This is a genomic window from Streptococcus sp. sy010 (genome assembly GCF_007859175.1).
Classification (GTDB): domain Bacteria; phylum Bacillota; class Bacilli; order Lactobacillales; family Streptococcaceae; genus Streptococcus.
The window spans coordinates 89,251-109,184 of sequence record NZ_VOHO01000004.1 but is presented as its reverse complement, the minus strand read 5'-3'; the positions used below and the strand labels follow the sequence as shown (position 1 = coordinate 109,184).

Here is a 19,934-nt window from a genome sequence, read left to right as displayed (position 1 = left end):
TTTGCAATCTATTTTTTCTGAATATTATAATGATAACAAATTTTGTTTTACTTATCAATTTATCTGTCATTTACTGCAACTAAAAAGGAGAGCTTGCCCTCTCCTTTTTATTCGATAAATCTAAGCAAATAATAATACTTTGATGACATAGTACATCAACAGTAAAATCCCCAAGGCGATACGGTAATAACCAAAGCCCTTGAAATTATGGCGTTTGACAAAGCCTGTCAAGAAACGAATCACAAATAGACTGACCACAAAAGCAGTTAACATTCCAACTAAAATAAGGCAGACCTGTTCCAAGGTCAATAAACTACCACCCAGGAAAAACTTCAAAAGTTTCCAAGCACTCGCCCCAAACATGATTGGAATACCTAGGAAAAAGGTAAACTCTGTCACCACTGAACGACTAGTCCCCATCAACATCCCACCGATGATGGTTGAACCTGAACGGCTAGTTCCTGGCATTAAGCTGAGAATTTGAAACAAGCCAACTTGCATCGCTGTCACATAAGGCATGCTCGCCAAATCAGTAATCTCTGGCTGACGATTGGCTTGACGATTTTCAATCCAGATAAATGCCACTCCATAAATGATCAACATCAAAGCCACACTAAAGAAATTATAAAACTTAGCCTCAAACCAATCATCAAACAACATAGCCATGACAATGACGGGTAAACAAGCCAAGATCACCTTTAACCATAATTGCCAAGTCTGCTTAACTTCTTGCTCTGTCTTACCTGAGCGAAACGGATTTAGACGGTCAAAGTAGATGACCACAACTGCCATGATAGCACCCAACTGGATGACGACATTAAAAACATCCATAAACTCTTGACTCTGACCCTTGAAATTGATAAATTCTTGTACCAAAATCAAATGACCTGTACTAGAAATCGGCAGCCACTCGGTAATCCCCTCAACAATTCCAAAAAATATGGCCTTCAATAGTTCAAACATGATAAACTCCTCTATTTTATTAAAACTCTTTTTTCATTGTACCATAAATCTAGTGATTTTTCGGATGGAAGCGTTACCTTTTGGCTCGGAGTATTGAAATTTTCTAACTTTTCTTGTAAAATAGTTATAATTTTATAATAGATAGGAGATTAAATATGAGAAAAGTACTCCTTGCTTGTCTTACAGCGGTCTTTTTCCTCTTTACAAGTTGGACCCCTGCACAAGCAGATGAATTTCTCAGAGTCGGAATGGAAGCTGCTTATGCACCTTTTAACTGGACTCAAGAAACTGATGAAAATGGGGCCGTCCCTATCGAGGGAACCAACCAGTATGCCAACGGATATGATGTCCAAATTGCTAAGAAGATTGCAGATAGTTTAGGAAAAGAACTCTTGGTAGTCAAGACATCTTGGACTGGTTTAATCCCTGCCCTAACTTCTGGTAAAATCGACATGATTGTGGCTGGTATGAGTCCTACTGATGAACGTAAGCAAGAAATTGCCTTCTCAGACAGCTACTACACTGGTTCACCTGTTGTCGTTGTCAATAAAGACGGTGATTATGCCAATGCTAAAAACCTAGCAGACTTTGCAGGAGCTAAAATTACTGCCCAACAAGGAACGTTCTTGTATGGTATTATTTCACAAATCGAAGAAGTCAATCAACAAACTGCTATGGGAGATTTCTCTCAAATGCGTCAAGCCCTTCTTTCTGGAGTAATTGATGGGTATGTGTCTGAACGACCAGAAGCCCTGTCTGCTGAAATGGCCAACGACAAATTCAAAATGATTAACCTTCAAACTGGCTTTGAAGTGTCTGAAGCCGATGCCAGTATTGCAGTCGGTATGCGTAAAGATGATAATCGCCTAGGAAAAGTCAATGACCTCCTTGCTACCATTTCAGATCAAGATCGTCTAACACTAATGGATAACATGATTGCTAAACAACCTGTCGAAGAAAGTGCCGAAGAAACGAGCTTTATCAACCAAGTTTGGTCTATTTGGACAAAAAACTGGCAGCAATTCCTACGTGGAACAGGTATCACACTCTTGATTTCTATCTTGGGTACGGTTATTGGTACCATGATTGGTCTTTTGATTGGTGTCTTTCGTACTGCTCCAAAAGCTGCCAATAAAGGACTTGCTCTTATTCAACAGGTCATTGGCTGGTTAATCAATATCTACATTGAAGTTTTCCGTGGCACACCAATGATCGTTCAAGCCATGATTATCTACTACGGAACAGCTCAAGCCTTTGGCATTTCGATTGACCGTACACTTGCTGCTATCTTTATTGTTTCTATCAATACAGGTGCTTATATGAGTGAAATCGTTCGTGGTGGTATCTTTGCTGTGGATAAGGGACAATTTGAAGCGGCAACTGCCCTTGGTATGACACATTCACAAACCATGAAAAAAGTTGTCTTACCACAAGTTATTCGTAATATCTTACCTGCAACTGGTAATGAGTTTGTCATCAACATCAAGGATACTTCTGTTTTGAATGTGATTTCCGTTGTTGAACTTTACTTCTCTGGAAATACGGTTGCAACGCAAACTTATCAATATTTCCAAACCTTTACCATCATTGCGATTATCTACTTCGTTTTGACCTTCACTGTCACTCGTATCCTACGTTACATTGAACGCCGCATGGATACGGATCATTACACAACAGGTGCTAACCAAATGCAAACGGAGGTGCTCTAATGACCAATACCATTTTAGAAATCAAACATTTGAAAAAATCGTATGGCCAAAACTTAGTCCTTAAAGACATCTCCCTAGAAGTCAAAAAAGGCGAGGTCATCTCTATCATCGGTAGTTCAGGATCTGGAAAATCAACCTTTCTACGTTCCATTAACCTTTTAGAAACTCCAACAGAAGGACAGATTCTCTATCATGGTCAAGACGTTCTGGCTAAGGGCTATGACTTAACGACTTATCGTGAGAAACTCGGTATGGTATTCCAATCCTTTAATCTCTTTAACAATTTAAACGTTTTAGATAATGCCGTTGTAGCTCAAACAACAGTTCTCAAACGTGACCGAACTGAAGCAGAAAAAATTGCCAAAGCTAATCTTGAAAAAGTTGGTCTTGGACAACAATATTGGAAAGCAAAACCAAGCCAACTATCAGGTGGACAAAAACAACGTGTGGCAATTGCACGTGCTCTATCTGTTGATCCAGAAGCTATCCTCTTTGATGAGCCTACTTCTGCACTTGATCCGGAAATGGTTGGCGAAGTGCTTAAAACCATGCAAGATTTAGCAAAATCAGGTTTGACCATGATTATCGTGACTCATGAAATGGAATTTGCTCGTGACGTTTCTGACCGTGTTATTTTCATGGATAAAGGGGTTATTGCAGAACAAGGAACCCCTGAACAAATTTTTGAAAACCCACAAGAAGAACGTACCAAAGAATTCTTGCAACGTTTCTTACGTTAATAAAAAACCAAGTCGTTTGACTTGGTTTTTGTTATTTCTGATTGGCTTTCAAAGCTGAAAGAACTTGTGTGCGAATATCGGCTACACCATCTGGTGTGTTAGGTAGGAAAATCGTTTGATTACCCTTGCTGGCAAAGGTATTGAGAGTATCCAAGTATTGATTGGTCAAGAGAATAGACATGATTTGCTCTTCATCTAGACTAATATTGGCATCTTTGAGTTCCTTAATGGAGTCAGCCAAACCATCCACTATCGCCTTACGTTGTTGGGCAATACCGACCCCGTGTAAGCGATCTTTTTCAGCCTCTGCCTCGGCTGCAGTGACAATTTTAATCTTGTCCGCATTAGCTAATTCTTGAGCGGCGACACGCTTACGTTGAGCTGCATTGATTTCATTCATTGACTGCTTGACTTCAGCATCAGGTTCAACCTTGGTGATCAAGGTCTTAACAATGATATAACCATAAGTGGTCATTTCTTCAGCCACTTGATGTTGGACTTCCAGAGCAATTTCATCTTTTTTCTCAAATAATTCATCCAAGGTTAATTTAGGCACAGATGAACGAAGAGCGTCTTCGATATAAGATCTAATCTGATCTTCTGGACGCATCAATTTGTAGTAGGCATCTGTCACATTTGCTTCGTTGACACGATACTGGGTTGCGATATTTAGCGTTACAAACACATTATCTTTGGTCTTGGTTTCAACGACAAGTTCTGTTTGAAGTAAACGTAATTGAACTCGAGCAGCAATCCGATCAATGCCAAAAGGCATACGAAAATGAATGCCACTTTGTTGTGTTGTTTGATATTTACCAAAACGTTCAACAATAGCAACTGTCTGTTGACGTACCACATACAAACAACTCAATAAAATACTAAGAACGACAAAAATTAGTATCGTAGGTACTAGAAAATTTAACAAGAACATAGCAAAACCTCCTTTTTCTTATCATACTCCTTAATTAAGTAATTAGCAAATAAAAATATAAAAAGATTGAGACAAGTTTGTCTCAATCTTTTTCATTATTCAACACTCATGAGATAAGGATAAACTGGTTGATCTCCTTGATAAACTTCAACTTCAAGATCTTCATAAGTTTCTTCAAGATAATCTGTCAACTCCTGAGCAAGCTCTTCTTGACCATCTTGACCAACGTAGAGCGTTACAATTTCACTATCTTCATCAATCATCTTATCCAAGGTTGCACGCAAGGCCTGAGCCATATCTGGCATTGATACAACGATTTTACCGTCAACCATACCCAAGACATCATTTTCATGAATTTCCAATCCATCAATGGTTGTGTCACGAACTGCCAAGGTCATGCTACCACTGACCACGTCTGCAAGACTGTCCGTCATAGCTTTAACATTATCTTCTAAAGACTGTGTTGGATTAAAGGCTAATAAACTAGTAAAACCTTGTACGACCGTTTTCGTTTCAACGACTGCAACTGGCAAATCAACAACATCGGCTGCTGACTGAGCTGCCATAAAGATATTTTTATTATTTGGCAAGATAATGACTTGCTTAGCATTAACTGCTTCAATGGCTGTAACAATATCTTCTGTTGATGGGTTCATGGTTTGACCACCTGAGATGATGTAATCAACACCTTGAGATTTGAAAATATCAGCTAGACCATCACCTGCTACGACTGCGATTAAACCATAATCTTTAACCTCTTGAACAGGGAGTTGTTGCGTTTCTTTTTCTATTTGAGCCTCATGTTGCTCACGCATATTGTCAACCTTGACCTTAACCAAAGAGCCATATTTCAAGCCTTCTTGCATCACCAGTCCTGGATCTTCAGTATGAACGTGGACTTTGACAATCTCATCATCGTTGACAACTAAAAGAGAATCACCCAAACCACTCAAATAACCTTGAAATTCCTCATAATTAAATTCTTTAGCATAGGTTGGGCCTTGGCCTAGGGCAACCATTATCTCTGTACAGTAACCAAAAGTAATCTCTTCAGTAGCCACATGACCAGCAACAGATTGATGATGAGTTGCGTTGATCATCTCAGACATAGTTGCTGGAGTTGCTTGGAAATCTTCTGAAACCAAGTATTCACCTGTTAAGGCAGACAAAAAACCTTCGTAGATAAATACCAAGCCTTGACCACCCGAGTCAACCACGCCGACCTCTTTAAGAACAGGCAAGAGGTCTGGTGTTTTAGCCAAAGCAATTTTAGCACCGTCAAGCGCTGCACGCATGACCTCAATCGCATCATCTGTACTTTCTGCTTTTTTCATTGCCCCTACAGCTGCTCCACGAGAAACTGTTAGAATGGTTCCTTCAACAGGTTTCATCACTGCCTTATAGGCAACTTCAACTCCTGATTGAAAAGCTTGAGCTAAATCTTTACCGTTTAATTCTTCCTTGTCTTTAATCGCTTGACCAAAACCACGGAATAGCTGAGATGTGATTACACCGGAATTACCACGCGCTCCCATCAGCAAACCTTTTGATAGAATCTGACCAACCTGACCAACTGTTGTAGCTGGTTTATTAGACACTTCCTTGGCACCGTTATCCATGGTCATGCTCATGTTAGTTCCAGTATCGCCATCTGGAACGGGAAAGACATTTAAAGAATTAACATACTCAGATTGCTTGCTTAGACGGGTAGCTGCCGCTTGTACCATTTCTTGTAATAAACTTGTTGTAATCGTTGACATCTTACTCTCCCACAACCTTAATGCCTTGAACATAAACATTGACAACGTCAGCCGAGATTCCTAGCTGATGCTCAAGGTTAAATTTTACACGTTCTTGAATATTTTTAGACACTTCACTAATCTTAACACCGTAGCTCATAATGGTGTAAACATCCACTGTGATACCTGCCTCAGTTGAGGTAACAACGACACCTTTACTATAGTTTTCCTTGCGTAGAAGTGCTTGAAAATTGTCTTTCAAAGTGCTTTTGCTAGCCATACCAACAACGCCAAAAATCTCAGTTGCAGATGCTCCAACAACTGTTGCAATGACTTCATCTAATAGTTCAATTTGACCATCTTTGGTATTGATTTTTACAGTCATACTTTCTACCTCAAATCTTTTTATTACTTCATTTTACCATATTATCAAGGACTTGTAAAAAAGGAGCTCATACAAATCACTATCGTTATAAAAGTAGTCGATGACAAAAGAAAAAGCTAAGATATTTCCTAGCCTTTGCTTATTAAACGCGTTCTACTTTACCAGATTTAAGAGCACGAGCTGAAACCCAAACTTTTTTTGGTTTACCATCAATCAGTACAGTAACTTTTTGAAGGTTTGGTTTTACGGCACGCTTAGTTTGGTTCATCGCATGTGAACGGTTGTTTCCTGAAACAGTCTTACGACCAGTAAAATAACATACTTTAGCCATGGTTTTTCCTCCTAATTTGATCAAATATAAGGGATGTGCTAGCACCACATACCTAGATAGTATAGCACACCTTATGTACTTTGGCAAGTAAATCTTCTATTTTTCCTGCTTTTACAACGAAAAAAGACTTATTCTAAAGAATAAGTCTTTATTTCTTGTCTTAATTAAGCTTTATTTGTTGAACCGAATACTTCAATACGATCTTCGATAGCATCTTGAACAGCCTTGATACCTGGTGCCAAGAATTTACGTGGGTCAAACAATTTTTTAGCGTCGTAGTCTGCTGCATTAGCATTGTAGTCAGCTGCAAATTGACGAGTTGCGTTTGAGAAGGCAATTTGTCCTTCAGTGTTCACGTTAACTTTTGCAACACCAAGACGGATAGCTTCTTGGATTTGCTCATCTGGAATACCAGAACCGCCATGAAGAACGATTGGGAAACCTGGAAGAGCTTCTGTCAATTTCTTCAAGTGCTCAAGGTCAAGACCTTCCCAGTTTTCTGGATATGGACCGTGGATATTACCGATACCTGCAGCCAAGAAGTCAACACCTGCTTCAACCATAGCTTTTGCATCTTCGATTGGTGCCAATTCACCTTTACCAACGATACCGTCTTCTTCACCACCGATAGTTCCAACTTCAGCCTCAACTGATACACCTTTAGCATGTGCCAAAGCTACTACTTCACGAGCTTTTTCAAGGTTTTCTTCGATTGGAAGATGTGAACCATCAAACATGATTGACGTGTAACCCACTTCAATACACTCAAGTGCATCTTCGTAGTGACCATGGTCAAGATGGATTGCAACTGGTACAGTGATTCCCATTGATTCTACAAGAGTTTCAATCATCACTTTAGCCAATTTGTAACCACCCATGTACTTAGCAGCACCCATAGATGTTTGGATAAGAACTGGAGCTTTTTTAGCCTCTGCTGCACGCAAGATTGCTTGCGTCCACTCAAGGTTGTTTGTGTTAAATCCACCAACAGCATAACCGTTGTCACGGGCTGCTTGGACAAATTTTTCTGCTGAAACGATTGCCATTTAATTAGGCCTCCTCTAATATTTTGGGTTTCCCCATTACAACGTTAATTTTATCACATTTTTTTGAGAAATTCTAGTCTTTACCGATATTTTTACTGAAAACATAAAAAAGACTGAGTTACCTCAGCCTTTACTTTGCGGAGAGTGGGACTTGAACCCACACGACCTAAAGCGGTCACAGGATCCTTAGTCCTGCGCGTCTGCCAATTCCGCCATCCCCGCTAACAACAAAGACTATTTTACCACACTCCCCAAATTCTGTCAATAGGTTTTTATATTTTCTAAAAAGAAACCCACTTGATCAATAATCAAGTGAGTTATTTAGTTAGCTTATGCTTTTTCTTCTGTCAAAATCTTCAAGGTTTCAAGTAGGTTTTCTTGATGAACTTCAATACTATCACCTGTTTCTTTGATTTTGACTTCCACAATGCCTTCGGCTGCTTTCTTACCAACAGTAACACGGATTGGCAAACCAATCAAATCACTATCTGAGAACTTAGAGCCTACACGTTCATTACGATCGTCTGTCAAGACATCATAACCTGCTGACATCAACTGTTTCTCTAAATTATCTGTCAGAGCTTGTGCTTCATCATCTTTAACGTTAACCGTAATCAAATGCACGTCAAACGGTGCCAATTCTTTAGGGAAGTTGATTCCCCAAGCGTATTTGAAATCACCTTTTGGTGTCTTGCTGACAAATAAGCGGGCATGTTGCTCGATAACAGCAGACAAGATACGGCTAACACCGATACCATAGCACCCCATAATCATTGGAACACTGCGACCATTTTCATCAAGGATATTCGCACCCATGCTAGCTGAATAGCGTGTTCCGAGTTTGAAAATGTGACCAATCTCAATACCACGAGCAAACTTGAGTGTGCCTTTTCCATCTGGTGACAATTCACCCTCACGAACTTCACGAATATCCACGTATTCTGCCTTGAAATCACGTTCTGGGTTAACACCTGTCAAATGATAACCGTCTTGATTGGCACCAACCACGGCATTATAACAATATTGAACTTTACGATCAGCAACGATACGAACATCTTCAGCCAAACCAACTGGACCAAGTGAACCAAAACTTGCACCAAAGACCTCTTGAGCTTGTTCTACACTAGCTGGTTCAAGAAAATCTGCTGCCAAATGATTTTTTAATTTCACATCATTGACTTGGTCATTACCTACCAAGAGCGCCACGACAGGTTGACCGTCAGCCATAAAGAGAAGGGTTTTGATAGTTTGTTCTTCGGCAACTTGTAAAAAGGCAGCCACGTCATCAATGGTCTTGCAATCTGGTGTTTCCACCTTAGCCATCTCGTCTTGAGCTACCACCTTAGTTGATGGCGTAAAGGCATCTGTCGCCATTTCAAGATTCGCTGCATAATCTGACTCACTTGAGTAGGCAATCGTATCTTCACCTGATACTACCCAAGAGGTTAATTCTTTCTTAATTTCATCAAGCACATCAGCTGGAATTTCATCAAGCGAAGCAATTGATTTATCTAAAACTAACCAGTGGTCTAGATCTGTACGGTCTGGTGTAATCGCCATAAATTCTTGGCTATCTTTACCACCCATCGCTCCGCCATCTCCGATAATCGCCTTGAAATCAAGACCAGCACGGGTATAAATTGCTTCATAAGCCTTGCGGTAATCTTCATAAGTCACATCAAGACTATCATAATCTTGGTGGAAGCTATAACCATCTTTCATGATAAATTCACGCGTACGCAATAAACCATTACGAGGACGTTTTTCATCACGGTATTTAGATTGGATTTGATAAAGGTTAAGTGGTAACTGTTTATAAGATTTAACCGAATCACGAACCAACATGGTCAAGGTTTCTTCATGGGTTGGTCCAAGGATAAAATCAGACTGATCACGATTTTTCAAACGATAAAGGTCGGCACCATAGGTGTCATAACGACCACTTTCACGCCACAAATCTGCCGTCAAAAGAGCTGGAGCTTCCATCTCAACCGCACCAATTTTATCAAACTCTTCTCGCATAATCGTCTTGAACTTCTCCAAGGTACGACTAGCTAGGGGCAAGTAAGCGTAAATCCCTGCTGATACTTGACGAACATAGCCGGCACGCACCATCAAGGCATGACTGATTACTTGAGCATCACTTGGCATCTCCCTTAACGTTGGGATAAGCATTTTACTTTGTTTCATAACTTTTTCCTTCTTCTATTGATTAAAAAATGTTCGCATGATATCATTCCATGTTACAGCCAGCATGAGTAAAATCATAAAGACCACACCAGCCAGAGTCAGATAACTCTCTGTTTCTTGTTTCAGTGGTTTACGACGAATTCCTTCTAATAAGTTGATAACAATTTTTCCACCATCAAGAACTGGAATTGGCACTAAATTAAAGATACCTATATTGATTGATAAAAATGCCATCAATTCAATCACACGATTCAAGCCTTGATTAGCAACTTGATTACTGATTTGATACATGGCTACTGGACCGCCCAAACTATCCAGATTGGGACGTAAAATCAGATTTCTAAGTGCGTCAACTATTCTCACTGCTGCTAGTACTGAACTTTTTAAGCCACCGAAAATTTTGTCCCAAAGGCCTCGTTTGAGACCAGGAGAAACCCCAATCACATAAGTATCACTGATTTTTTTGGGAACGACATCTAGTGTTTTTTCTGTCTGACCAGATTTGACACGAACAGGAATGGCTTGTCCTTCTGTCAAGTTAGCAGTCGTCTGATCCATAGCTTTTATTAAATCTTCCCAATTGGTAACTTGATAATCTCCGACAGCTAAAATTTGATCGCCTGTCTTAACACCTGCTGCTGCCAAGGCACCTTGAGAATTGATTTCCATTTTATTGGTAGAATAGTCAGCAACACCACCTTGTAAAAAAACCAAAACCATAAAAAGCACAGTTCCCAAGATAAAATTATTCATTGGGCCAGCAAAGTTTGTCATCAACTTACCTGCCACTGTGGCATTTTGATATTGAACATCCTTGGGAGCAATTCGCAATTCTGTGCCATCAGCCTCAACAATAGTGGCGTCATGATCAACGGTAAACGTCTTTGTTTCATCTAAAACCAGACCTGTGATTTGAAGCTTATCTTCTAAATCGTAAGATAAAACAGACATAGGAAGGCTATTTACATCTAATTGTTTCTGAGATAAATTGATACGAGTAACCTTTCCAGCTTGATTAAGCGTCAAGCTGGCAGGACTACCGGTTTTGATTTCAGTCTTGTCATCTCCCCAACCTGCCATTCGCACATAGCCTCCCAAAGGCAGCAGACGAATGGTATAAAGTGTACCATCTTGTCCTCGATGAGCAAAAATCTTAGGTCCCATACCAATGGCAAACTCTCGTACCAAGATGCCCGCTTTTTTAGCAAAGTAAAAATGGCCATACTCATGAACGGTAACAATCACACCAAAAATAAGAATAAATGTTAAAATTCCAAACATTATCAACTTCCTCTCTTACTCTTAAAATAAGCCGAAAAAGTCCATAATCGGAAGCACAAAAATCATACTGTCAAAGCGATCTAAAATCCCTCCATGACCAGGGATAATATCACCTGAATCTTTAACGCCAAAATGACGCTTAATGGCACTTTCAACTAAATCACCAAATTGAGCAAAAACACTAAAAATAACAACTAAAATCAACATGGTCAAAAAATGACGTGGCGCATACACTGACTTATCAATCAACATGAAAAGAATAGCTATAAACAGAGCAGACGCAATACCACCCAAGCTTCCTTCAATTGTCTTATTAGGTGATACTTGTGGTAATAATTGATGGCGACCAAAACGACGACCGATAGCATAGGCACCAATATCCGTTGCCCAAACAATGAAAATCGCCAAAAGTATCTTATTTAAGCCTGCCATCTGACCAGCGATTAAATTTTGAAACCCAATGCCGACATAAAAACTGACGGCAATAGGGAAACAAACATCATCAAAATTATACTGGCTAGCATTAAATACTGTCCCTGATAACAACAAGAACACGACAATAGCATAGGCTGCCAGACTAGCGTCCATCGGTAAAGATGGAAAATAATTTTGTAGCGGAACCGTCAAGACAAAAGTCGCTAACATGGTCAACATGCCTTCTAGTGAAAAAACTTCTAATTTTTTCATTCGCAATAGTTCAACGACAGCAAGTATAGCCAAACCACCTACAAATAGTTGAAAAAACACGCCTCCTATCAATAGAAAGAACAAAAAAACTGCTCCAACAATACCACCATAAATTAAACGTTCACGATTCATGACTTTCCCTTCTAAAGACCTCCAAAACGACGATGACGTTTATTATAGTCAACTAGTGCTAGCAATAACTGTTCATCATCAAAATCAGGCCACAACACCTCTGTAAAATAAAACTCGCTATAAGCTGCCTGCCAAGGTAAAAAATTGCTCAAACGCAACTCACCACTCGTTCGAATCACCAAGTCTGGATCTTGATAAGCTTTTGGTAAGTTCTTCGTCTGCAGATTCTCGGCAATCATTTCTTCTGTTATCTGCGTCGCTGTCAGTTTTCCATCAGCCACCTGTTGAGCCAATTCTTGTACTGCCAAGGTCAACTCTCTACGACCACCATAGTTCAAGGCAAAATTCAAAATCAAACCTTGATTATCCTTAGTTAACTCGCGTGCTTGATTTAAGGCAACTAAGGTTTCTTTGGGTAAACGATCTGTTTCACCTATTATCTCAACACGTACACCATTTTGATGTAACTCCGGGACATAGCGATCAAAAAACTCAACAGGAAGATTCATAATGAACTTGACTTCATCTTCTGGACGAGACCAATTTTCAGTTGAAAAAGCATAGACAGTCAGTACCTTGACACCCAGGTCTGCTGCTTTTATTGTGACAGCCTGCAAAGCATCCATACCAGCTTTGTGACCAAAGACACGCGGTTGCAATCTTTTTTTAGCCCAACGACCATTACCGTCCATGATAATGCCAATATGCTGAGGGATTTTTTCTAGACCTTCCTCAACAACTTTTTTTTTCTTAAATGTAAACATAAATTTCCTTATTACTTGTTAGAACTACTACTATTTTATCATATTTTAAGGTGCTTTTGCTAGTCACTTGTTCATTTTACACAAAAAGAGTAGGCTAATCCTACTCTTCTACAATAGCTGTTTCACTTGCTTCTTCAACGACAGGGCTAGCAGCCTGAGTTGTTCCTTTGGCTACGACACGTTTAATGGCTGTCAATTCAAATGGTAAATAAACACCATCCACATCTAAAACAATCTTATTATTAGCCAAGTCAACTTCGTCAACGACAGCGTACATGCCACCGATAGTTACGATTTGATCACCTTTGCTTAAATTTTGGCGTTCTTCTTCTGCTTTTTTGGCTTGTTTTTTTTGTTGATTTTGCATCCAAAACATGAGTCCAAACATGGCTACAAAAATCAATAGGGTTGATAATGGCATTTTAATCCTCCTTTAATGCACCTCTAACTATATCAAATTTTTAATGGACTGACAAGATAATCAGTCAAAGATATTGCCCATTTCAACTGTGAGTTGATTGTGTTTCATATCAATTTTCGACACCTTTAGCAATGACTTATAGGTCAAATCCTCACGTTCTTCTTGGCTATTTTCTGCAAAAACCGCTACGCCTGCCAAATCACAATCAAATTCTGCTAACAGACTCGTCATGCCTGTAATAGTTCCCCCACCTTTAAGAAAATCATCAACAATCAAAACACGACTATTTGGTTTTAAGCTGCGTTTAGAAAGAAACATTTTTTCTACACGGTCACTAGAAGCACTGACATAGTTGATTGATACGGTTGAGCCTTCTGTGATTTTCAAATCCCTGCGAACAATGACAAAAGGAACGTCAAGAACATTGGCTACTGCATTAGCTAGAGGTACACCCTTGGTTGCTACTGTCATCACCACATCAATTTTTTCATGACGAAAATGGTTAGCAATAATTCGACCGACATTTTTCAAAATACGAGGCGTACTCAAAAGATCTGATAGGTAGATATAGCCTCCTGGTAAAATGCGATCACTCTGAGCCAAGAGTTCTTTTAGCTCTTCCAAAACCTGACGGGCTTCAGCTTGATCCATAGTTGGACGAAATATCACACCACCACTGGCTCCAGCTAAGGTTTCTATTTCACCAACAGAAGTTTTTTCAAAAGCCCGTTTGATAATGGCAATATCTTCAGAAATAGATGACTTAGCTGAGTTATATTGTTCGGCAAAATAACTAAGACTTGTTAATTTATAAGGATGATTGAGCAAATAATTGGAAATAACCACCATACGCTCACTTCGTCTTATTTTCATAGGCTTCTTCTCTTTCATATCTTTCTGTCATTATATGATAATATTATACAAAAAACGAACATTGTTTTCAACAATGTTCTAAGGTTTTATTGGTCCAATTTGGGTTTGTAAAAAGAACGATTTTCCATAGCAAAAAGTTTGGCTGTCCATTCACCATCATCCACTCGATTGAGGGCAGTTGTCATCATCATCATTTTGGCATCAATATTATCAATCATATGCAAGATTTCAGCCTCCATTAAATGCGGACGAACTGGGCTGCCATATTCCAACTGACCATGATGGCTGAGTAACATGTGTCGTAACATCACGACATCTTCTCGCTCATCATCCAATCCTAATTCTAAAACAATCTTTGTCACTTCTTCATTGATTAAAGCAATATGCCCTAACAAGTTACCTCTTAAAGTGTACTCTGTTTGATCTGGTCCTGATAGTTCTAAAACCTTGGCTAAATCATGTAGCATGATACCTGCAAATAGTAAGCTTGAATTAAGATTAGGGTAGATTTGGCAGATACTTTCGGCTAAACGAACCATAGTTGCCGTATGATAGGCTAAACCTGTTTCAAAAGCATGGTGATTGATTTTAGCAGCTGGAAAATGATAGAAAGCTTGATCATATTTACGATAAAGAGCACGAACAATTCGTTGCCAAGTTGCCTGCTCAATTTTAAACATCATCTGCTCCAAGTAATTTCTGACTTCGTTCACATTGACAGGTGGTTTTTCCTTAAACAAACTAGGATCTGACGGCTCTCCTTCCATGGGCAAACGTAAACTTAATTGATTTACCTGAGGCGTACCATTATAAACCTCGCGTCGTCCTGTCATATAAATCACTCGACCAGCAATAAACTCTTTGACATTGTGAGGTTGAGCATCCCAAAGATTGCCCTGAATCTCACCACTATCATCTTGAAAAGTTAGAGCGATATAATCCTTACCCGCACGTGTTTTACGAACTTCAGCTGTTTTAATAAGGTAAAATCCTTCAAAGTTCTGGTCTTTTTTCATCTGACTAATTTTCATTATTCTCTCCTCCTAGTTGAGAAATTCCCAGTAAAAAGGCTGTATCTTGATCTTGATAACTATCAACCTTATCTAAAGCTCGAACAATCGCATTGGTTCTAGTGGTCATCAAACTATCTAAACTATTGCTCGCTGTACGAAGTTGTTTTTGAGTTTTTTCCAATAACCCACCAAATTTTCCAAATTCTGTCTTAACATTGCCCAGAATCTTACTAATGTCATGGGCATTTTTTTGAATATTCAAGGTCTTAAAACCGACTGATAAAGAATTAAGAAGCGCCGCCAAGGTGCTTGGCCCAGCCACTAAAATGTGTTGTTCACGTCTAAGAGCATCAAAGAAATTAGCCTGTCGCACGACTTCAGCATAAAGCCCTTCGGTCGGTAAAAATAAAATGGCAAATTGAGTCGTTTCTGGTGGATTGAGATATTTATTGGCAATATCCTTGGCAAATCCTTTGATACTGGTTAAAAGCTGTTTTCTCTCCTTAGCAATCACTTGCTTATCTCCTAAATCATACGCTTCTTCCAAACGGTAGTAGTCATCCAAAGGAAACTTGGCATCAACTGGCAAATACACAAATTGACCTTGAGCTTGACCAGGTAACTTGATGGCATACTCTACTCGATTCTGACTGCCATTAACGGTAGCAAACTCTCGTTCGTATTGCTGAGGACTAAGCATGTCTTCGATGATTTGACCCAGCTGCAATTCCCCTAAAATCCCACGGGTTTTACTGCCAGACAACACCTTACTCAAACTTCCCACATCACGCGCCAAATTCTGCATTTCGCCCAAACCTTTGTTAACATTTTCCAACTGAAGAGAAACCGTTTCAAAGGAGGCTTGCAGACGGCGATGAAGGGTCTGTTCTAGTTTTTCTTCAACGGTTTGTCTGATTTGCTCCAAACGTTCTTCATTGGAGGTTTGCATAGTATGAACGGCTTGATTTAATTGTTGCGTGATACTTTCCATTCTCTTGTCCGACCAATCACGTTGCTGAGTCAAATTGCGATTCAAAACGTCACGAACATCAGTCAACTGTTGATACAACTCGGCTTGTTGCTGATTAGACTGATTGGACAAGCTGAGCAGTTGCTCCTTATTAGCCAAATCCAGTTGATAGGTGAGTTGATCTGATAATCGATCAGACTGATTATCCAAATTTTCTTGTAAACTGCTCTGCAATTCGACCAAACGGCGATACAAGACTATCAAAGCAAGACCCAAGCAAATCAGTATGATTAAGAAAAGGATTTCCATTATCAGCTCCTATCTTTTGTTTGAATTATGATAACATAACCATCCGTTAGGCTAAGTTTAATCGGACCTGTCAAAAACTCATTACTGGTATAGATTTTTCGCTCAAAAAAATTCGCCTCATTCAAGGGATACTTGGCATTTTCTAGTTGCAAGATTCCTGAACCTTCTGCCAAAAAAGAAACATAATCAAAATTTGCTTCTGGATACAACTCATGTTGACCAGCCAGTCGATAAGTCACTTGGTTTAAGTCATCCACTAGACAAATCTGATGAGCATAAGCACTCAGTTCTGGATGGCTTGGTAGAAAAATATTGGTCAAGGCGTGATCCAAACGACCTCCCAAGGCACCAAAAATCGTCACTTCTGCTTTTGGAAAGGCTTGAAAAATCTTAATCAAAGCCAATTCAGTATCCGTATCATCCTTATGACGAGGTGCTGTTATGAGATGACCTGCCGACGCCTCAATTCTCGCAAATTCTTCTGAACTCACTGAGTCAAAATCGCCAATCGCCCAATCTAAAGCCAAACCTTGTTCCAAAAGAAACAGACTACCACGGTCAACCCCAACAAACACATCAAATTGACGAGTAAAATAAGACAAGTCACCACCTGCAAACAAGGCAACCTTAGTCATTCAGAGCCTCACGCAACGTATTGACCTGTGCCAACAAATCGCCCTTAAAGAGATAAGAGCCTGCCACAAAAACATTAGCCCCTGCAGCCTTAGCTAGACCAATCGTTGTGTCATCAATACCACCATCAACTTCGATGTCAAAATCTAGGCCACTAGCCTCACGCATAGCTGCCACCGCTTCAACTTTTTTCATCATTTCAGGAATAAAGGCTTGACCTCCAAATCCTGGGTTGACCGTCATGATCAAGACTTGATCCACCAACTCCAAAACAGGTTCTAATACACTAACAGGAGTTCCTGGGTTAATGACAACTCCTGCCTTCATGCCACTTGCCTTAATTTTTTGCAAGGCTCCATGAATATGAACCGTACTCTCTGTATGAATGGTCATCATATCCGCACCAGCTTGAGCCAGAGCATCAATATAACGTTCTGGCTGCACCACCATCAAATGACAATCGAAAAATAATTGGCTGTATTTACGCATACTTGCAACCAAATCCGTTCCAAAACTAATGTTAGGAACAAACTGACCATCCATCAAATCAATATGCACATAATCAACACCAGTTTCTTCAATGCGTTTAAGTTCAGTTGCTAAATTAGCATAATCTGCCGCTAAAATAGATGGTGCAATATGGTTAACTCGTTTCATTTTTTCCTCTTTCTAATGAAAACGTCAGCTTTCTTTACTGGCGCTTGATTGTCTTTTTATAAGTTTCACGTCGATTTTCAATCTCACTGAGCAGTTGCAAGTAATTGTCATAACGCATCTGCCAAATTTGACCCGTTTCAACAGCCGATTTGACCTCACAAGCTGGTTCATGCGTATGTGTACAAGTCCTAAACTTACATTTAGCTGAATGATGTTTAATCTCTGGAAAAGCTTGATTGAGGTCTTCACTGGTAGTGACTTCATAATCCAAGGCACTAAAACCAGGGGTATCTGCAATGAGACCACCATAAACATGAAAAAGACTGACTGCTCTGGTCGTATGACGACCTCGACCCAAACTATCAGAAATTTCACCCGTTGCCAAAGCTAACTCTGGTGCCAACTTATTTAACAGCGTTGATTTTCCAACACCAGTTTGCCCCATAAAAACTGTTACACAGTCAGATAAATAAGGCAATAAGTCAGCCATCTCAGTTATAAACTCATAACCAATAGCTTGGTAATGACTGGCTATTTCTGAAAGATTTTGAGTATCTTCTAGTAAATCTGTTTTTGAAATATAAATCAAGGGCTTGATGCCTTTGTGTTCCAAAAGTACTAAAAAACGATCTAAAAGATTGGCATTAAAATCTGGTTCCTTGGCACTCATGATAACGACAGCTTGATCGATATTGACAATAGGAGGACGAACTAAAGCATTTTGTCGCTCATGAATCGCTAAAATATAGCCTTCCGAATTTTCATCAGCTGAAAAATCAACCCAGTCGCCAACATAAGGAGTCTGACCCTTTTTACGAAAATTACCACGCGCTCGTGTCTGATATAGCACACCCTCTGACTCAACATAATAAAAACCAGCCAAAGCCTTAACAATTCTTCCTTGCAAATGATCTCCTTTACCCTTTTGTCTTTATTTTATTATAGCAAAAAAATGTCTTAACACCTAATAATGTCATACCTCTTACCAAATCTCTATCATTTGATAAAAAAAGAGAACAAATGTTCTCTTATCAATCATTATACTAACCAGTAATAAGAAGCCAAATACTAAAAACAAATTGAAGCACTAATAGCTTTTTCATATCTGTTATCCTTTCTTATTATGATACCACCATTATATTATAAAACAAAAATAACAACAGGACATAGATGTCACTTTTTGTTCTTTAAATGTGCTAAATCCATGTCTTTTTCTCTGACTAAATTAGCCAAAAGAATGTCATCTCCCATGTCTTGAGCCAATAAAATTGCCATGTCATAGGTCTTTTCAGCTTTTACTTTATCTTGAAGCTGATAAGTAATATACTTAGCTCTAAAACATAAGGTCACTGGTCGATACACCTGTTGCAAGGTTTGTTGAATAATCTTATCCATTTGTTCAACTGCCTGCAACATCTTTTCATAATCTTGATTTACAAGATAAACGGCAGCAAATGCACTTAGAACTCCGAGTAATGCAACATTATAAAATTCATTTCCTTGTATGCCTTGTTGTAGCACTTTTTTAAAACAAGTTTCTAATTTTTTTGATTCATAAGTAATATCCTGACATTGTACCGCATAATATTGTAGTAAAAGTAAATCATTCAACACATAAACCTTTTTGGTGAGAACCTGTCCAAAATAATCAGCAAACAACGAATCTCCACTTTCACCTTGAGGATTAACTCGCCAATCTAACAAGCGTTCAATCAAATCTAAGGTTAACAGTTCTTCATCTGGCAAAAAATCAAAATAATCTTGATAAATTTCTTCAATGATGCGGTGTTTCTCTGCAATTCGCTCGGCATCACCATAAGAACTACTCTTAAACAAAAGGTACTTTTTCTCAAAGTATTCTTCTGGAATCTGAATACTATTTTCACCCAAAATATCTGTCACATAAAGTCCCAATGTTTCAGCAATGTATTCCAATTTAACCAAGGTTGGTAGGGACTTGCCTTGTTCAATCCGCATGAGCTGTCTTACCGTCAACTCTGTTTCAGTGCCACAAAACTGCTCAAGAGTTAACCCTTTTTTCTTGCGTTCCTCACGGATTTTATTGCCAATGACTTCCTTTTTGTCCATCGTTTCCCTCTTATGCATATTTATATCCTAACAACCTAAGTTTAACATGTTTTTTCATAAAATGAAAGCGTA

Annotated in this window: 20 protein-coding genes and 1 tRNA gene; 2 read left to right on the top strand and 19 right to left on the bottom strand. The window is 39.2% G+C overall.

Going from position 1 to position 19,934, the window contains the following annotated elements; all coding sequences use genetic code 11:
• Positions 1-120: 120 nt before the first annotated feature.
• The gene (locus FRX51_RS04775) at positions 121-963 is read right to left on the bottom strand and encodes an undecaprenyl-diphosphate phosphatase (protein WP_146496319.1); all 843 of its coding nucleotides are present in this window, start codon (positions 961-963) and stop codon (positions 121-123) included.
• Between the two features lie 155 nt (positions 964-1,118).
• Here FRX51_RS04775 and FRX51_RS04770 point away from each other — a divergent pair, with 155 nt between their 5' ends.
• A complete protein-coding gene (locus FRX51_RS04770) occupies positions 1,119-2,672 on the top strand; it encodes an ABC transporter substrate-binding protein/permease (protein ID WP_146496317.1) in 1,554 nt (517 codons plus the stop codon).
• On the top strand, positions 2,672-3,412 hold the full coding sequence (locus tag FRX51_RS04765) for an amino acid ABC transporter ATP-binding protein (RefSeq protein WP_146461255.1): 741 nt from the start codon (positions 2,672-2,674) through the stop codon (positions 3,410-3,412). Before FRX51_RS04770 ends, FRX51_RS04765 begins: the two co-directional genes overlap by 1 nt.
• 31 nt (positions 3,413-3,443) lie before the next feature.
• On the opposite strand, the gene FRX51_RS04760 is transcribed toward FRX51_RS04765, so the two are convergent.
• The 18 genes from FRX51_RS04760 to FRX51_RS04675 form a co-directional block, all read right to left on the bottom strand.
• Positions 3,444-4,343, bottom strand: coding sequence for an SPFH domain-containing protein (locus FRX51_RS04760; protein ID WP_146496315.1), 900 nt, complete (start codon positions 4,341-4,343; stop codon positions 3,444-3,446).
• A gap of 95 nt (positions 4,344-4,438) precedes the next feature.
• Positions 4,439-6,103 (bottom strand): DAK2 domain-containing protein, encoded by a 1,665-nt coding sequence (locus FRX51_RS04755; protein ID WP_146496313.1) that lies wholly within the window; start codon positions 6,101-6,103, stop codon positions 4,439-4,441.
• Position 6,104: 1 nt separating this feature from the next.
• Positions 6,105-6,467, bottom strand: coding sequence for an Asp23/Gls24 family envelope stress response protein (locus FRX51_RS04750; protein ID WP_146461261.1), 363 nt, complete (start codon positions 6,465-6,467; stop codon positions 6,105-6,107).
• A gap of 142 nt (positions 6,468-6,609) precedes the next feature.
• The gene (rpmB, locus tag FRX51_RS04745; protein ID WP_135029489.1) at positions 6,610-6,798 is read right to left on the bottom strand and encodes a 50S ribosomal protein L28; all 189 of its coding nucleotides are present in this window, start codon (positions 6,796-6,798) and stop codon (positions 6,610-6,612) included.
• A 164-nt stretch (positions 6,799-6,962) separates the two neighbouring features.
• Positions 6,963-7,844: a class II fructose-bisphosphate aldolase gene (locus FRX51_RS04740; protein WP_146496311.1), complete on the bottom strand. Its 882-nt coding sequence runs from the start codon at positions 7,842-7,844 to the stop codon at positions 6,963-6,965.
• 136 nt (positions 7,845-7,980) lie between these two features.
• Positions 7,981-8,066, bottom strand: a tRNA-Leu gene (locus tag FRX51_RS04735).
• A 108-nt stretch (positions 8,067-8,174) separates the two neighbouring features.
• Positions 8,175-10,034 (bottom strand): proline--tRNA ligase, encoded by a 1,860-nt coding sequence (locus tag FRX51_RS04730; RefSeq protein ID WP_186627131.1) that lies wholly within the window; start codon positions 10,032-10,034, stop codon positions 8,175-8,177.
• A gap of 15 nt (positions 10,035-10,049) precedes the next feature.
• Positions 10,050-11,315, bottom strand: a complete 1,266-nt coding sequence (gene rseP, locus FRX51_RS04725; protein WP_146496309.1) for an RIP metalloprotease RseP — start codon at positions 11,313-11,315, stop codon at positions 10,050-10,052.
• 21 nt (positions 11,316-11,336) lie between these two features.
• Positions 11,337-12,134 carry a phosphatidate cytidylyltransferase gene (locus tag FRX51_RS04720; protein ID WP_146496307.1) on the bottom strand — a complete coding sequence of 266 codons (798 nt, stop codon included), beginning with the start codon at positions 12,132-12,134 and terminating at the stop codon, positions 11,337-11,339.
• Positions 12,135-12,145: 11 nt separating this feature from the next.
• Positions 12,146-12,898 (bottom strand): isoprenyl transferase, encoded by a 753-nt coding sequence (locus tag FRX51_RS04715; RefSeq protein ID WP_146496305.1) that lies wholly within the window; start codon positions 12,896-12,898, stop codon positions 12,146-12,148.
• Between the two features lie 100 nt (positions 12,899-12,998).
• Positions 12,999-13,319, bottom strand: coding sequence for a preprotein translocase subunit YajC (gene yajC, locus FRX51_RS04710; protein WP_146496303.1), 321 nt, complete (start codon positions 13,317-13,319; stop codon positions 12,999-13,001).
• Positions 13,320-13,379: 60 nt separating this feature from the next.
• Positions 13,380-14,192, bottom strand: coding sequence for a pur operon repressor (gene purR / locus FRX51_RS04705; RefSeq protein ID WP_146496301.1), 813 nt, complete (start codon positions 14,190-14,192; stop codon positions 13,380-13,382).
• An 86-nt stretch (positions 14,193-14,278) separates the two neighbouring features.
• A complete protein-coding gene (locus tag FRX51_RS04700) occupies positions 14,279-15,223 on the bottom strand; it encodes a 3'-5' exoribonuclease YhaM family protein (protein ID WP_146496299.1) in 945 nt (314 codons plus the stop codon).
• Positions 15,213-16,484 (bottom strand): DNA recombination protein RmuC, encoded by a 1,272-nt coding sequence (gene rmuC / locus FRX51_RS04695; RefSeq protein ID WP_146496297.1) that lies wholly within the window; start codon positions 16,482-16,484, stop codon positions 15,213-15,215. Before rmuC ends, FRX51_RS04700 begins: the two co-directional genes overlap by 11 nt.
• A gap of 2 nt (positions 16,485-16,486) precedes the next feature.
• Positions 16,487-17,119, bottom strand: a complete 633-nt coding sequence (locus tag FRX51_RS04690; RefSeq protein WP_146496295.1) for a thiamine diphosphokinase — start codon at positions 17,117-17,119, stop codon at positions 16,487-16,489.
• Complete coding sequence (gene rpe / locus FRX51_RS04685; RefSeq protein WP_146496293.1) at positions 17,112-17,774, bottom strand: ribulose-phosphate 3-epimerase; 663 nt, start codon at positions 17,772-17,774, stop codon at positions 17,112-17,114. Before rpe ends, FRX51_RS04690 begins: the two co-directional genes overlap by 8 nt.
• Positions 17,775-17,808: 34 nt before the next feature.
• Positions 17,809-18,681 carry a ribosome small subunit-dependent GTPase A gene (gene rsgA / locus FRX51_RS04680; RefSeq protein ID WP_146496291.1) on the bottom strand — a complete coding sequence of 291 codons (873 nt, stop codon included), beginning with the start codon at positions 18,679-18,681 and terminating at the stop codon, positions 17,809-17,811.
• Between the two features lie 266 nt (positions 18,682-18,947).
• Complete coding sequence (locus tag FRX51_RS04675; RefSeq protein WP_146496289.1) at positions 18,948-19,862, bottom strand: XRE family transcriptional regulator; 915 nt, start codon at positions 19,860-19,862, stop codon at positions 18,948-18,950.
• Positions 19,863-19,934: the final 72 nt, after the last annotated feature.

Excerpts from the sequence above, each read along its gene's own strand:
- FRX51_RS04775 (WP_146496319.1), bottom strand. The coding sequence starts at position 963 with ATGTTTGAACTATTGAAGGCCATATTTTTTGGAATTGTTGAGGGGATT.
- FRX51_RS04770 (WP_146496317.1), top strand. The coding sequence starts at position 1,119 with ATGAGAAAAGTACTCCTTGCTTGTCTTACAGCGGTCTTTTTCCTCTTT.
- FRX51_RS04765 (WP_146461255.1), top strand. The coding sequence starts at position 2,672 with ATGACCAATACCATTTTAGAAATCAAACATTTGAAAAAATCGTATGGC.
- FRX51_RS04760 (WP_146496315.1), bottom strand. The coding sequence starts at position 4,343 with ATGTTCTTGTTAAATTTTCTAGTACCTACGATACTAATTTTTGTCGTT.
- FRX51_RS04755 (WP_146496313.1), bottom strand. The coding sequence starts at position 6,103 with ATGTCAACGATTACAACAAGTTTATTACAAGAAATGGTACAAGCGGCA.
- FRX51_RS04750 (WP_146461261.1), bottom strand. The coding sequence starts at position 6,467 with ATGACTGTAAAAATCAATACCAAAGATGGTCAAATTGAACTATTAGAT.
- rpmB (WP_135029489.1), bottom strand. The coding sequence starts at position 6,798 with ATGGCTAAAGTATGTTATTTTACTGGTCGTAAGACTGTTTCAGGAAAC.
- FRX51_RS04740 (WP_146496311.1), bottom strand. The coding sequence starts at position 7,844 with ATGGCAATCGTTTCAGCAGAAAAATTTGTCCAAGCAGCCCGTGACAAC.
- FRX51_RS04730 (WP_186627131.1), bottom strand. The coding sequence starts at position 10,034 with ATGAAACAAAGTAAAATGCTTATCCCAACGTTAAGGGAGATGCCAAGT.
- rseP (WP_146496309.1), bottom strand. The coding sequence starts at position 11,315 with ATGTTTGGAATTTTAACATTTATTCTTATTTTTGGTGTGATTGTTACC.
- FRX51_RS04720 (WP_146496307.1), bottom strand. The coding sequence starts at position 12,134 with ATGAATCGTGAACGTTTAATTTATGGTGGTATTGTTGGAGCAGTTTTT.
- FRX51_RS04715 (WP_146496305.1), bottom strand. The coding sequence starts at position 12,898 with ATGTTTACATTTAAGAAAAAAAAAGTTGTTGAGGAAGGTCTAGAAAAA.
- yajC (WP_146496303.1), bottom strand. The coding sequence starts at position 13,319 with ATGCCATTATCAACCCTATTGATTTTTGTAGCCATGTTTGGACTCATG.
- purR (WP_146496301.1), bottom strand. The coding sequence starts at position 14,192 with ATGAAAATAAGACGAAGTGAGCGTATGGTGGTTATTTCCAATTATTTG.
- FRX51_RS04700 (WP_146496299.1), bottom strand. The coding sequence starts at position 15,223 with ATGAAAATTAGTCAGATGAAAAAAGACCAGAACTTTGAAGGATTTTAC.
- rmuC (WP_146496297.1), bottom strand. The coding sequence starts at position 16,484 with ATGGAAATCCTTTTCTTAATCATACTGATTTGCTTGGGTCTTGCTTTG.
- FRX51_RS04690 (WP_146496295.1), bottom strand. The coding sequence starts at position 17,119 with ATGACTAAGGTTGCCTTGTTTGCAGGTGGTGACTTGTCTTATTTTACT.
- rpe (WP_146496293.1), bottom strand. The coding sequence starts at position 17,774 with ATGAAACGAGTTAACCATATTGCACCATCTATTTTAGCGGCAGATTAT.
- FRX51_RS04675 (WP_146496289.1), bottom strand. The coding sequence starts at position 19,862 with ATGGACAAAAAGGAAGTCATTGGCAATAAAATCCGTGAGGAACGCAAG.